Here is a 13,828-nt window from a genome sequence, read left to right as displayed (position 1 = left end):
CCTTCAGTGACAGGGTTTGAATCCACTTGAGAGTACCAAACCGCGTAGAGCATGCCCAAGGGGCCAACCTCTCAGCCGAGGCGTAATTGTGGGGTAGGCTCGAGCGTGTCGGGAGCGAAGTGGCGGGCGAGAAACTTAGGCCACGCGGCTGCGGCGATCATGGCGGCGTTGTCGGTGGAGAGCGCAATGCTGGGAAAGGCGATGGGCAGACCCGCCGTGGCGGCCATGTTCGCGAAGACCTGGCGCAATTGGCTGTTGGCCGCGACGCCGCCGCTGACGAGGATGCCGCGCGCTCCGTAATGTTGTGCGGCGTTGAAGGTCGAGCGGGCAAGATTCTTGACGACTGCGTTCTGGAAACTGGCGATGAGGTTGAGGGTTTCGGCGTCAAGCTGCGGGAGCGCGCGGGCGAGGTTGGTCGCGTCCGGCTTTGCCTTGTGCAGACCGAGGTCGCGGAAAGCCCGCTCGCGGGCGGCGATGGCGGGCTGCATTTTGTGCAGTTCGACGTAGCGGCGGGTCGCTGTCTTGATGCCGGAGAATGACATGTCGAAGCGCATGTCGTCGAGGGCCTCAGCCGATTCGCGGGCAAGCTTGGGCGCGGTGTTGCCGGTGACCTTTTGCTTAATCTGCGCGAAAGGAAAGAGCGTGGTGTCGGCCGTTCCGTGCGCGGCGAGGGCGTCCATCCAGGGGCCGCCGGGGTAGGGTAGGCCGAGCAGCTTGGCTACCTTGTCGTAGGCTTCGCCGGCCGCGTCGTCGAGCGTTTTGCCGACGTTGCGGTATTGCCATGTTTGCTCGTGCGTGCGGGTGGCGAGATAGAGGTGCGTGTGGCCGCCGCTGACGACGAGCGCTAGGAGCGGCGATGCCTTGTCGAACTCATTGTTCATAAGAACGGCGTGGATGTGGCCTTCGAGGTGGTTGACGGCGATCAGTGGGAGATCGGCGCCGAACGCGAGCGCCTTGGCGAAGCTGATGCCAACGAGCAGAGCGCCGGCGAGGCCTGGGCCTTCGGTGACGGCTACGGCGGCGAGATCGGAATAGACAACACCTGCCCGCAGCATGGCTTCGCGGACGATGGGGACGATCGCGCGGAGGTGCTCGCGTGAGGCGAGCTCGGGGACAACGCCGCCGTAGTTGCTGTGGATCAGCTGCGAGGCGACCACGTTGGATAAGACTTCGTGGCCGTCGCGGACGACGGCGGCGGAGGTCTCGTCGCAGGAGCTTTCGATACCGAGGATGAGTGTGCCGGGCACGAGGTCTATCGTACTAGGGAGGGGGCGGAAGCACCGGGCATGTCGAGATTGGAGAGCGAGCACTACATTGCGGCGTTTCGGATTGTGCGGCGGCTGCGTGCGCTGGGACATATGGCGTATTTTGCCGGCGGCTGCGTACGCGATCTGCTGCTGGACGTGGTGCCGAAGGACTTTGATGTGGCAACGTCGGCGACACCGGAGAGCGTGCTGGCTGCGTTTCCTCGGACCGAGTCGGTGGGCGCGCACTTTGGGGTGGTGCTGGTGATCGACCACCTGGCGCATGAGCGAGTGACGACCGAGGTCGCGACGTTTCGGCATGACGGTGCCTATACGGATGGCCGCCGGCCGGACGCCGTGCAGTTCTCGATGGATCCGCGCGAGGATGTGCTGCGGCGCGACTTCACCATCAACGGGCTGCTGCTGGACGCGATCGCCTATGAGGCTGGCGACCGGCTGGAGGACTGCGTCCTGGATTACGTGGGCGGACGCGGCGACCTGCACGCCCGCCTGGTGCGCGCGATCGGTGAACCCAAGCTGCGGTTTGCCGAGGACAAGCTGCGCATGCTGCGGGCTGTGAGATTTGTTGCAAGGTATGCGTCACGCGGCTTCTCGATCGAGCGGCGGACGATGGATGCGATCTGGCAGGAGGCTCCGTCGATCCACGTCGTTTCCGCCGAACGCGTGCGCGATGAGCTGACGAGAATTCTTACCGAGGGCGGCGCGCGGCGAGGGCTCGAGCTATTGGACGAGACGCGATTGCTGGTGGAGGTGCTGCCCGAGGTGAAGCGTATGCAGGGCGTCGAGCAGCCGCCGGAGTATCACCCCGAGGGCGATGTGTGGGTGCATACACTCATGTTGCTCGACGAGCTTCCGGCGGGGGCGAGCCCGACGCTCGCGTGGGGAATGTTGCTGCACGACGTCGGCAAGCCGGCTACGTTTACACCACCGGATCCGGCGAGGGCGGGGGATCGGATCCGGTTCAACGGACATGTGGATGTAGGCGTTGCGGTAGCTCGAACCATCCTGACGCGGCTGCGCTTCAGCAACGAGGAGTGCGAACAGATCCTGGCGCTGATCAAACATCACATGCAGTTTGGCGATGTGATGCAGATGAAGCAGTCGACGCTGAAGAGGTTTCTCCGGCTGCCGAAGTTTGACGAACACCTGGCGCTGCACCGCGCGGACTGCCTGAGCTCTCATGGCAAGCTCGACATGTACGATTACGCGAAGAAGCATCTGGAGGAGATGGGCGAGGAGCAGATTCGACCCGCGCTGCTGTTGACGGGCAATGACTTAATTGCGGCTGGGTACAAGCCTGGGCCAGGATTCAAGGCGATGCTGGAGGCCGCGGAGGACGCGCAGCTGGAAGGGTCGGTGAAGACGAAGAAGCAGGCGCTGCGGCTGGTAAACGAGATGTTTCCGGTGTAGGAGGTTCGGATCAGGAGAAATTTATTTCCGCGGCGCGCGGCACAAGGTAAACTTCCGTCAATCCGATGCAGTTCAACTCTAAGGAGCTTTGATATGGCCGACATGGTGGTAGCTGGAACAGCTGAAGGCGGTGGGCTTTCGCAGGTGGAGCGCGTTGTAGACACGTTCGTGGCGCCGAGCAAAACGTTCACAGATATCCTGCGCAGCACGAGTTGGTGGCTGCCGTTTGTGCTGCTGGTGATCGTGACGATGGGGTCGACGTATGCGATCGATCAGAAGATTGGATTCGACCGGGTGGCGGAACAGTCGGTCACGCAGAGTGCAACGAGCGAGGAACAAATGGCGTCGCTGCCAGCCGACCAGCGGGCAGTGGCGATTCATCGAATCGCGGTTGGGCAGAAGTACGGATCCTATGGTGCGGCCCTTATCATTTTGATCTTCGTGGCAATTGTTGCTCTGCTGAACTGGGCGAGCTTGAACTTCGGCATGGGAGCAAAGACTACCTTTGGTCAGAACTTTGCGGTGTGTATGTACGCAGGGCTGCCAAAGATCTTTATTGGCTTGCTGAATATCGTGTTCATCTACGCGGGTGTGAATACGGAGAACTTCGATCTGAATAATCCGGTGGGCACGAACATCGGATATTACATGACGAGCTCGCCGCACTGGGTGCAGACGGCGGGAAGCTTCTTTGACATCTTCGGCCTATGGACGCTCGCGTTGTCGGTGATCGGGCTGGCAATTATTTCGAAGAAGAGCAAGGGACAGGCGGCGATTGTGGCTGTAGGTTGGTGGCTGGTCGGGCTGCTGGTGCTTACGGGCATTACGGCGGCGCGCGGGTAAGACTGGTTGCAGGCAAAGAGGCCCGGCTGATAGCCGGGCCTCTTTGTCTTGCGCACAATGCTACTTCGCGATGAACTCGAGCAGCACCTTGTTGACTTCGGTGGCGTGCGTCCAGTTGAGGCCGTGGGGACCTCCTGCGACGACGTGGAATTGAGCGCCGGGGATCAACGCGGCGGTGCGCTTGCCGGTAGCCTCGATGGGGAGAATCTGATCAGCGTCGCCGTGGATGACGAGGGTGGGAATCTTGATCTGGGCGATGTCAGCGCGGAAGTCTTCGAGCCAGGCGTCCACGCAGTTGAGCATGGCGTGGTAGCTGGAGGTGGTGCCGACATTGAAGCTGGCATGGATTGCCTCGTCGGAGATGTTGGTGCCGCCGACAAGTTTCTTATTGTAGAAATTTTTGAGGAAGGTATCGAGGAAGGCGTAGCGATCAGCCTCGATGGCTTGCTTGATGCCTTCGAATACCTTGGGATCGACGCCTTCGGGGTTGTCGCCTGAGTGACGGAGAGCGGGCGCAACGGAGGACATGAAGACGGCCTTGCTCACGCGGCCGGGCTCGGCATACTTGCCCAGGTAGCGCGCGACTTCACCGCCTCCCATGCTGAAGCCGACGAGGGTGATGTCGTGCAGATCGAGGGCTTCAATCAGCTTGTAGGTATCGGTGGCTAGGGTGTCGTAGTCGTAGCCGATGCTGGGTTTGGTGGAGCGGCCAAAGCCACGGCGGTCGTAGGCGATGACGCGGTGGCCGGAGGCGAGCAGAGCCGCAGTCTGGCGCTCCCACGAGGCGCTGCTGAGTGGCCATCCATGGATGAGCAGGACGGGTTTGCCGCTCCCGAGATCTTCGTAATAGAGTTCGATGTCTGCGCTATTTTCTTCGCCAACCTTGATGTATGCCATAGTTCTTCTCCTGGTGCGATGTACTGTTCGCCTTGATTGGATGCGGCAGGCAGAGAAATGGCCCGGCGAGATGCCGGGCCTTTCTGCAATTCACGAACGATTGATACGGGCGTTTGAGCTTACTCGGCGCCCCAGCGCTTGAAGACCAGCGAGCCGTTGGTGCCGCCAAAGCCGAAGCTGTTGGAGAGGGCATAGTCGATCTTGGCCGACTGCGGCTTGTTGGGGACGTAGTTCAGGCGGCAGGCCGGGTCAACGTTGTCCAGGTTCATGGTGGGTGGGGCAATCTGGTTCACCATGGCCATAATGGTGATGCCGGCTTCCAGTCCGCCGGCGCCGCCGAGGAGGTGGCCGGTCATGGACTTGGTGGAGCTGACCAGCAGCTCGTGGCTCAGGGCCTTCTCGCCGAAGACGTTTTCAATGGCCTTGGATTCGAGAGAGTCGCCGACGGGGGTGGAGGTGGCGTGGGCATTGACGTAGTCGATCTTGTCGGCCGAGATGCCGGCGACGCGCAGGGCGGCCTGCATGGCGCGGCGGCAGCCATCGCCTTCGGGGGCCATGCCGGTCATGTGGTAAGCGTCGCCGCTCATGCCGTAACCGATAACCTCGGCCAGGATGTTGGCTCCGCGAGCCTTGGCGAACTCCAGCTCCTCGAGGATCAGGATGCCGGCGCCTTCCCCGCACACAAAGCCGTCGCGATCCTTGTCGAAGGGGCGGCAGGCGTGGGTGGGGTCGTCGTTACGGGTGGAGAGCGCCTTCATGGCGGCGAATCCGCCAACCGAAAGTGGGGTAATGGCAGCTTCGGCGCCGCCGGCAATCATGGCATCGGCATCGCCGCGCTGGATGATGCGGAAGGCGTCGCCAATGCTGTGCGCCGAGGAGGTGCAGGCGGTCGCGGTGGCCTCGTTGGGTCCCTTGGCGCCGTACTTGATGGAAACATGCCCGGCGGCGAGGTTGATGATCGTGGCGGGAATGAAGAAGGGAGAGATCTTGCGCGGGCCGCCGGCGAGCATCGCCGAGTGTTCGCGCTCGATGACATCGAACCCGCCGATGCCGGAGCCGATGTGCACGCCGACGTTCTCGGCAGTCTCATCGGTGACCTTTAGGCCGGAGTGCTGCATGGCCTCCTGCGCGGCAGCCATGGCGAAGTGGATAAAGCGGCCCATCTTGCGGGCCTCCTTCTTCTCCACGAAGGCGTGCGGATCGAAGTCTTTGACCTCGGCAGCAATGCGGACGGAGTGACCGGTGAGATCGAACGCAGTGATCTCAGCCATGCCACTCTTACCGGAGAGCAGGCCTTCCCAAATTTGCGGAGCGGTATTCCCCACCCCGCAAAGGAGGCCCATGCCCGTTACAACGACACGACGATGCGACATCTTACTCTCATTCCTTGTTGTCCTTAGACTGCAGAAACAGCTATCCCGCTGCTGCAGATCCGTGGAGCTAACTACTTAACTTTCTGGTGCTTCTCGATATACTCGGTCGCGTCCTTGACGGTTTTGATCTTCTCCGCGTCCTCATCCGGGATCTGGATGTCGAAGGCCTCTTCGAACTGCATCACGAGCTCGACGACGTCGAGCGAGTCGGCACCGAGATCTTCCTGGAAGCTCGCGCCGGGTGTGACTTCGGCTTCATCCACCTGAAGTTGCTCGACAATAATCTGCTTAACCTTCTCATCAACTGCTGCCATCGTACGATCTCCTATGAAGTCCTGGGTTGGGCGCGGACATTGACCTTCTAGAGCGAGCTGCCCGATTGACTGCCCCAGTGTGAAAGCATACCGACGTGGTTGGACGGTGTAAAGCCGACGCAGGGTGAACGGTGGAACCCCTCGACAGGCATCCCCCAAACATGCTCGGCGGACCAAACTCCTGTATATTCTAGCGTGAATCTCCGGGTCAGAGATATGGCCGGGACGGTATAAGGATCGGCGCGACGATGTCAGTAAGAGTGTGTTTCTGGTGCGGATCAATCAAGTTCCGCAGGGTAAATCGGCGTGGATTCTTTCAGCGATACATTCTGACCTCATTTGGGTGGTATCCGTGGGAGTGCGCCATCTGTCGCCGCAAGACATTAAGGCGTAAAGAAAGCTAGCACTAGCCGCGGCGGATCATTCGTCGTCGCTGGCAGCGATCATCGGAAGAAGGCCATCGAAGCCGGAGTTAGAGGCGACGGGTAGGGAGGATTGGGCGTCGTCGACGCTTACATCGCTGAGCGCTTTGTTGATAACACGGGTTCGTTTGCCGACCTCTTGGATCGTGTTCTGCACGGTATTGACCTGGGTTTCCATCCGCGTCATGAGTACGCCCAAGTTCCCGAATTGCTTTTGGGCGTTGGCTAGCACCTTCCATACCTCGTCGCCTTTCTGCTGAAGCTGCAGCATGTGGAAGCCCATCTGGAAGCTGTTGAGAATGGCGGAGAGGGTGCTGGGTCCGGCGATGGTGACATGGCAATTCTGCTGGATGTCGGTCTGCAGTCCGTCGCGGCGCATCACCTCCGCGTAGAGTCCCTCCGTGGGAAGAAACATGATGGCGAAGGAGGTGGTGCGCGGCGGAGAAATGTATTTCTCGCAAATCTTCTTGCCTTCGTTGCGAATGGCCGTCTCGAAGGCTTTGCCGGCACTGACGAGATCCGCGCCAGTCTGGTAGGCGGTTTCGAGACGCTCCCAGGCTTCGCGCGGGAACTTGGAGTCGATGGGAAGCAGTGCTTCGCCGTTGGGCGTGGGCAGCTTGACGACGAACTCGACTACCTCGTTGGAGCCAACCTTGGGCTTCGCGTTCTTCTCGAACTGGCTGGGCGCGAGCATCTGCTTGAGCAGGGTCTCGAGCATGACTTCGCCGATGGTGCCTCGGGATTTTACGTTGGTGAAGATCCGCGAGAGATCGTCGACGCCGGCGGACAGCTTGGTCATTTCGCCCAGCCCGGCGTGAACCTTGGTGAGCTGGTCGGTCACCTGGCCGAAGCTTTCGGTGAGCCGTGTCTGGAGCGTGGCGTGGAGTTTTTCGTCGACGGTGATGCGCATTTCCTCGAGCTTGGCGGCGTTGGTGACATTGAGTTTGTCGAGCCGGTCTTCGACAGTCTTGCGCAGGGTTTCCAGGTGCTCGCTCTGGCCGGTGCGGAGCTCATTGAGGCGGGAGTGCAGCGCCTCGCGGCTTTCGTTCGCCTGCGCTGCGAAGCCAACTCGGGAGGTTTCCAGCTTGGAGTGCAGGGTATTGCCGAGGGTATCCATGCTGGTCAGGACTTCGGTGCGCAACGAGGTGCTGGAGGAGGCAGTATCGGTGCGGAGCTGCGACAGCTCGGCGCGGAGGTGCTGATCGAGGCCCTGGGAGCGTGCATCGAGGCGCGTGAATTGCGCAGGCAAATCGGCGGCAAGCAGCTGCGAGAGGCGAGGGTCTTCTGCTGGAGGCGCGGTGGTGGCATTTCGCCGCACCAGCAGGACGATTAGCGCCACGAGCGTGAGGAGTTGGAGGACGATGAGAGCTGGAATCATTTCGACTTTCCTTCGCTTGGAGGATAGCATTCCTCCGGTGCGGAGGTGGTCTGTGCGGATGTGTGTAACGGGGAAGTTTTCGGGCGGGTTGCCGACAAGCCACGGGCGTTTGGCGATTTAGCTGCTAGGTGATTCAATAGGGCTGGAGCACACTTGCTCAAAGGTCAGCCGCTTGCGTCTATCTGTTATGTCTCGAGTTATTGTTTTGACCGCCCTCGCGTTCTCGCTTTCCACAGTTTCAGCGAAGGCGCAGGTCGCTGTTCCGTCCAGCCAGCAGCCCGATCACTTCCGGGACACCTCGATGCTGGTGCCGCCAGCGGGCGCGAAGGTCGCAATCGTTGAGTGGGAGGACCTGGAATGCCCCGCCTGCGCGCATGCATTCCCGTTCGTGCATATGGCGGTGGACCATTACAAGATTCCGTATGTGCGGTATGACTTCCTGATCCCGGGCCATATCTGGAGCCGCGAAGCGGCCATCTATGCGCGGTATCTGCAGGATAAGGTCTCACCGGAGCTGGCCACGCAGTATCGCCGCGAGGTCTTCGCGTCGCAGTTCAAGTTTGCCAGCAAGGACGATCTCAACCGCTTTACGCAGCAGTTTTTCACCAAGAACGGCAAGCAGCTTCCGTTCGTAATTGATCCCACGGGCCAACTGGCGCGTGAGGTGGAGAAGGATGTTGCGCTGGGCAACAAGCTTGGTCTTACGGAGACGCCGACTCTGGTGGTCGTTACGGCCAAGGGGTGGATCCAGGTGAAGGATGTGTCCGACCTGTACCAGGCGATTGACCAGGCACAGGCGTCGGTCGGTGGCGCCCCGGCGGAGCATCACAAGACAACGAAATAATGATTTTGATGTGGAAGAGCCGTCCGCCTGTGCGGGCGGCTTTTCTTATGCGGTGGGCGTATTCGAGGGCTCAGCTACTTCGGAAACGGGCCAGACGCAGAGGGCAAGGTCGACGGCGCGATTGAGAGCGTCGCGACTATGGCCGCCGCTGGCCTGCACAGCCAGTCCGTTCATCATGCTGACAAGGAAGAGCGTGAGGGCCGGAACGTCGGTGGACGCGGGAAGGTCGCTTTCGCGGCGGGCGCGCTCGAAGCGGTCGCGCATCTGGGCGATACCACGCTCGCGGACGGCCGCCATCTCCTGGCGTATAGATTCGCCTTCAGTGCTGGCGACGAGGGCGCCCTGCACCCAGAGGCAGCCGCCAGGGTTGGCCGAATCGGTGGCCATGGCAACGGTGCCGCGCAGCAGCATCTCGGCGACCTGGCGCGCCCGAGGCTGACCAAGCGCGCGGCGGACGTAGCGACCCGGGCCAGTGCCGTAACGTGCGACAGCCTCGCGGAAGAGATTGGCTTTGTCGCCGAACGCCGCGTAAAGGCTGGGGCGGTTAATCCTCATGGCGGCGGTGAGCGCGGTCAGAGAAGCGCCTTCGTAACCCTGCTTCCAAAACACCCGCATCGCGGCGTCGAGGGCCTGCTCACGATCGAAGGAGCGGGGGCGTCCGGCTTGGGGCTTAGCGGCGAGGGTTGGCGGAGGGAGGTTGGGCGTGGGAGGTGCCGAAAGACTCATACGCAACGATGGTAGCCTCCGAACGTTGCTTGCGCAGCAGAATTCTGTTCGGCAAGCAGCTTAAGAGGAACTGGTGACTATGGATTAAATAAAGGGAAAACTTTTTCTCTCGCACGCGTGCGATGTACGAAACCAGAAGGCCGGCGACGTTTGGCCTAGGCGTCTTTTGCGTCTTCGTACTCTTCGTGCCAGGCGGTCTGGATGGCCTCGAGGAGGCCTTCGTTGGATTTGGTGGGGTCGCCCTTGAAGCCGGGAAGCTGGGTTACCCACTTGTGGAGGTCGGTGAAGCGGACCGAGTAGGGATCGGTGTCGGGAAACATCTCCTGCAGTTGAATGCCAATCTCCAGGGTGTCGGACCAGTCGAGTTCGTGCGGCATGGGTGTCGCCTCCGAGGCTAGTTTACTGCGAGCGGCGGGGAGTGGTGCAGGCGCGCAGCAGGGCCGACACGATAGAATAACCAAGCCGCATGACAACGACGACACCAGCTCCGAAAACAGCACCCGCCAAGGCTCAGGGAACGCGCCGCATGACCACCCGTCGGCGGTTGATCGCCGCAACCCGCAAGCTCCGCGAACTGGGGTCGATTGCCTCGGCCGTCGCTGGGACCTCTCATCCGTACATGGCGCATATTGTGCCGATGCGTCGCTGCAACCTGGCCTGCACCTATTGCAATGAGTTCGACGACGTGTCGGATCCCGTGGATATCGAGGAGATGAAGCGCAGGATCGACCACCTGGGACGGCTAGGGACGTCGGTGATCACCATCTCCGGCGGCGAACCGCTGCTTCATCCGCAGCTCGAAGACGTGATCCGGCAGATTCGGAAGACGGGCGCGATTGCCGGCATGATCACCAACGGCTACTTGCTGATGCCCGAGCGGATTAAGCGGCTGAACGAAGCCGGCCTCGATCACATGCAGATTTCCATCGACAACGTGATGCCGGATGAGGTATCGAAGAAGTCGCTGAAAGTCCTGGACGCCAAGCTGGCAATGCTGGCCGAGCACGCCGACTTTCATGTGAACATCAATTCGGTTGTGGGCGGCGGAATTGCAAATCCCGAAGACGCGCTGACGATCTCCAAACGCGCACTGGCACTGGGTTTCAGCTCGACGATTGGGATTATTCATGACGGCAGCGGGCAGCTAAAGCCGCTTGGCGATCGTGAGCGCAAGGTGTGGGACGAAGTGCGGCGGCTGACGCGGCGCAGCTACTCCCGCTTCAACGGATTTCAGGAAGCCATCGCGAATGGTTTGCCGAATGACTGGCGCTGCCGCGCGGGTTCGCGTTATCTCTACGTGGACGAGAATGGGATCGTTTCTTACTGCTCGCAGCAGCGTGGGTATCCCGGGATTCCGGTAGCCGAGTATACGACGGAGATTGTGAAGCGTGAGTTCCTCACGGAGAAGTCGTGTGCACCGAACTGCACGATCAGCTGCGTCCACCAGGTGAGCTATATCGACCACTGGCGCTCTCCGCAGAAGACCACCATCACGCCGGGCGGTGCGGGGCACGGCGCCGAGGCCGGTCTCGTACAAATTCAATAATCCTTCCAAACGCTCCTGGACAACCATTTCCTTCGCGGAGACGCAAGCGATGCATGCTGATGATCAGCCCGGCTCGATGTCTCGATCTGCCCAAATTGGCTGGTGGATCTTCGTGCTTCTGGCCTGCGCCCAGTTCACGATTCGGTATGTGTGGCGCAATGCACCGTATTTGGACTTGGCCGCCTATGCTAACGGAACAGCCATGATGCCCTTCCAGGGCCGCGTGTTGATGGCCTGGGTTTTGAAGGCGACAGCCGCGAATCCGCACTGGAGCGGTGCTCTCACCCACCTTGGTGCTCATCTGCCTGACGCTTTGCAGAGCCCGTATGCTGTTGCGATATTGATCGTCAACTTTGTTGCCATGGTCGTTTGCATCCTGGCGGGTCGATCTACGCTGCAACTCCTGACAGGAGATCGAACGTTTTCGGCGTGGGCCTCACTGCTCATCTTGTACATGGCGTATTTCAATCTTGTTGTCGGCTATGGAATCTTCATGCTGCCGTACGATGTTCTCTCGCTGACTGCATTCGTGGTTTCGGTGTGGCTGGTGATAGCGAAGCGGTATGCGGCTCTGACGCTGGTTGTTGCGATCGGAACGTTGAACCGGGAGACAATCATTTTCATTCCGTTGTTCCTTGCGCTCTATACCTGGTTCAAGAACAGATATGCGAAGGAAGCGCCCGGCGCCATTGGACGCCCATGGGCGAAGGTTCTTCCGTACGTGGCTGTCCAATTGTTAATCTGGATCGCCTTACGAATGTGGATTGAGCATCACTTTCGCAACAATCCCCTCGAGGGGTCGATGCCAACGCGATGGTTTGGAATTCGCCTGGCCGGAAATCTACGGTCACTGATGAAGCCTCCTCAGTGGGCGCTGCTGCTCTCATTATTTGGATTTACGCTTCCACTGTTTATCGCAAAGTTCAACAAGATAGGCGATCGAGCGCTAGCCCATTCCGCTGCAATCGTCATGGCCTTATGGGCTGTCGCCATGCTGCTGGTGGGTGTGGTGATTGAGATTCGAATCTTCAGCGAACTCGCGGCATTCATGATGCCCTGTATCGCCCTGATTTTATGGAGCGAGTGGATACGGCCGGCTGCACAGTCCCGCGCTCGCATGCAGGAGGAGTAAGACACCGGGCTGACCAATCTTTGCAAGGAGGGCGACCGTTGGCAGCGGATCTCGCGGATTTCTGCCGCAAGTGTCTTGTAAACTCGTTTTAGTGCGCCTTTCGCTCCCAACGCGAATCCCCTTGTCGAAGGTATTTGTTTTTGCCTCCGTATTTTTCTGCGTGCAGCAGATTCAACACACCGGCCTGCTCTTCAGCATTCTGTATTTCGCCTTCGTTATTCTGAGCGTACTCGCCTTCAACTTTGCGGAAGGGTTCAGCAGGATCACAGGTGCGTATATCTTCTGGTATTCCACGCTCATTGTGATCGTCGGGGTTACCTATAAGGCAGTGCTGGGCGAACCGGCAGACAGCAACCTTCTCGACCCATTACTCGACATGGCTCTCTATACCAGCAGCATGGTGATGTTGCTGCTAGTCACTCTGATCAATCGAAAGATAGACTTCCGGGCGATGGGAGTCGGAGGCGGTTTCAGCAAGGCTGAACTCAACTACAGCGCCGCTGCTCTGGGTTGCGCCATTGTGTGGCTCGCAATTCTTTTTGCAGTGCCAGTCTTCGGGAACGCGCAAGGAGGCGTCGTCAGCGCGCTCAACCAGGTGAATGTCTTTGGCCCCCTCGCCATCATTCTGGCAACCATCGGCGCCATCAAGGACAGCGGGGGACGGCGTTCTGTCAATATGATCAGCGCTGCCGTGATCGTCTATTTTGGCTACCTAGGCTTAATTTCCTTCTCTAAACAAATCATGCTCTCGCCCATGGTCTGCTGGGCGGTTGGCGCTTTTTACGCTCGACTGAGAGTGCGCTTTATCCATGTGGTGGCTGTCGTTGCGATGGCCGTCCTAAGCTTTGGCTTCATCTCGCCACTCTCCGCATCGCGCGATCTGGCTGAAGGAATGGATAATGACCAGCACGTAGTCTTAGCCTGGTATCTCCTTACGCATCGGTCGGTCTTGAACGACCATGTTAAGCAACTCGGAGTAACGCGGGAGATGGGCGTAGCGGAGTATTACAACGAGCCACAGGGATCCTTGATTGAACGGATGTCGATGATCCCTCCAGATGATCAACTCTTCACGTTTTCAACACAGAACCATTACGAGGGGATGGCGCCCATTTATCAATATTTCGGGAACCTTGTGCCCCACTTCCTCAATCAAGACAAGCAGGTAACTTTTAGCGGCAACTTTTATGCGCATGAGATGGGTTCCGGCCTCGCAGCGGAAGACTACACGACCGGGATATCGTTCAGTCCTGTAGCGGAGGCATTTCATTGCGAAGGGTGGGGTGGCATCTTGTGGCTGCTTCCGCTGATCTGGCTCCTGTTGTTCAGTAGCGTCGATTTCGTCGTCGGCGACATGACGAAATATCCCTGGGGACTGATGGTCGTCGTGTGGCTTGCGCACGCGGCCCCGGAACAGCTTGTTGGTGGCATGATCTACTTTATGGGGTATGGCAACTTTGGAATGATGCTGGCGATCATCGTGGTCACCCGCATTGCGCCGATTCTGGGAACCCTTTTTCTGGGCAGGGCGCCTACACCTTCAGGCCGCAGGCTGGCTGGGGCGCGCCCCATCGTTGCCCAGGCGCACGGGTAAATTGGCGGCTCTTGCTGTGCGCTGCGCCGGGCGCAATCGACGGGCGGTGCGCTACTATGAAAGCTACTGCCATCACCATGAGTA

The 13,828-nt window shown here is 59.8% G+C and carries 13 protein-coding genes; 6 read left to right on the top strand and 7 right to left on the bottom strand.

Features of this window, described 5'->3' with window-relative positions:
* Positions 1-71: 71 nt before the first annotated feature.
* A complete protein-coding gene (tsaD, locus tag GSQ80_RS12730; protein WP_254059617.1) occupies positions 72-1,247 on the bottom strand; it encodes a tRNA (adenosine(37)-N6)-threonylcarbamoyltransferase complex transferase subunit TsaD in 1,176 nt (391 codons plus the stop codon).
* A gap of 39 nt (positions 1,248-1,286) precedes the next feature.
* Here tsaD and GSQ80_RS12725 point away from each other — a divergent pair, with 39 nt between their 5' ends.
* On the top strand, positions 1,287-2,675 hold the full coding sequence (locus tag GSQ80_RS12725; RefSeq protein ID WP_158787983.1) for a CCA tRNA nucleotidyltransferase: 1,389 nt from the start codon (positions 1,287-1,289) through the stop codon (positions 2,673-2,675).
* Between the two features lie 93 nt (positions 2,676-2,768).
* Entirely contained in the window at positions 2,769-3,518 is a 750-nt protein-coding gene (locus GSQ80_RS12720; RefSeq protein WP_254059616.1) for a YIP1 family protein, read from the top strand.
* A 60-nt stretch (positions 3,519-3,578) separates the two neighbouring features.
* Here GSQ80_RS12720 and GSQ80_RS12715 read toward each other — a convergent pair whose 3' ends face one another.
* The 4 genes from GSQ80_RS12715 to rmuC form a co-directional block, all read right to left on the bottom strand.
* The gene (locus tag GSQ80_RS12715; RefSeq protein ID WP_158787982.1) at positions 3,579-4,415 is read right to left on the bottom strand and encodes an alpha/beta fold hydrolase; all 837 of its coding nucleotides are present in this window, start codon (positions 4,413-4,415) and stop codon (positions 3,579-3,581) included.
* A 119-nt stretch (positions 4,416-4,534) separates the two neighbouring features.
* Positions 4,535-5,788 (bottom strand): beta-ketoacyl-ACP synthase II, encoded by a 1,254-nt coding sequence (fabF, locus tag GSQ80_RS12710; protein WP_158787981.1) that lies wholly within the window; start codon positions 5,786-5,788, stop codon positions 4,535-4,537.
* 71 nt (positions 5,789-5,859) lie between these two features.
* Complete coding sequence (locus GSQ80_RS12705; protein ID WP_158787980.1) at positions 5,860-6,102, bottom strand: acyl carrier protein; 243 nt, start codon at positions 6,100-6,102, stop codon at positions 5,860-5,862.
* A gap of 420 nt (positions 6,103-6,522) precedes the next feature.
* A complete protein-coding gene (gene rmuC, locus GSQ80_RS12700; RefSeq protein WP_158787979.1) occupies positions 6,523-7,902 on the bottom strand; it encodes a DNA recombination protein RmuC in 1,380 nt (459 codons plus the stop codon).
* A gap of 187 nt (positions 7,903-8,089) precedes the next feature.
* On the opposite strand from rmuC, the gene GSQ80_RS12695 reads away from it, so the two are divergent.
* A complete protein-coding gene (locus tag GSQ80_RS12695) occupies positions 8,090-8,746 on the top strand; it encodes a thioredoxin domain-containing protein (protein WP_254059615.1) in 657 nt (218 codons plus the stop codon).
* A 45-nt stretch (positions 8,747-8,791) separates the two neighbouring features.
* Here GSQ80_RS12695 and GSQ80_RS12690 read toward each other — a convergent pair whose 3' ends face one another.
* Both GSQ80_RS12690 and iscX read right to left on the bottom strand, forming a co-directional pair.
* Complete coding sequence (locus tag GSQ80_RS12690) at positions 8,792-9,472, bottom strand: TetR/AcrR family transcriptional regulator (protein ID WP_158787978.1); 681 nt, start codon at positions 9,470-9,472, stop codon at positions 8,792-8,794.
* Positions 9,473-9,627: 155 nt separating this feature from the next.
* Positions 9,628-9,849, bottom strand: a complete 222-nt coding sequence (gene iscX, locus GSQ80_RS12685; protein ID WP_158787977.1) for a Fe-S cluster assembly protein IscX — start codon at positions 9,847-9,849, stop codon at positions 9,628-9,630.
* 89 nt (positions 9,850-9,938) lie between these two features.
* Between iscX and GSQ80_RS12680 the strand changes: the two genes are divergently transcribed.
* The 3 genes from GSQ80_RS12680 (at position 9,939) to GSQ80_RS12670 (ending at position 13,744) form a co-directional block, all read left to right on the top strand.
* The gene (locus GSQ80_RS12680; RefSeq protein ID WP_371315712.1) at positions 9,939-11,018 is read left to right on the top strand and encodes a radical SAM protein; all 1,080 of its coding nucleotides are present in this window, start codon (positions 9,939-9,941) and stop codon (positions 11,016-11,018) included.
* A gap of 49 nt (positions 11,019-11,067) precedes the next feature.
* Positions 11,068-12,150 (top strand): hypothetical protein, encoded by a 1,083-nt coding sequence (locus tag GSQ80_RS12675; RefSeq protein ID WP_158787976.1) that lies wholly within the window; start codon positions 11,068-11,070, stop codon positions 12,148-12,150.
* A 121-nt stretch (positions 12,151-12,271) separates the two neighbouring features.
* Entirely contained in the window at positions 12,272-13,744 is a 1,473-nt protein-coding gene (locus GSQ80_RS12670) for a hypothetical protein (RefSeq protein WP_158787975.1), read from the top strand.
* The last annotated feature ends 84 nt before the right edge of the window (positions 13,745-13,828 follow it).

Origin of the sequence: Granulicella sp. L46, from assembly GCF_009765785.1 — a bacterium.
Lineage (GTDB): Bacteria > Acidobacteriota > Terriglobia > Terriglobales > Acidobacteriaceae > Granulicella.
This window is presented reverse-complemented; position numbering and strand designations above follow the sequence as displayed.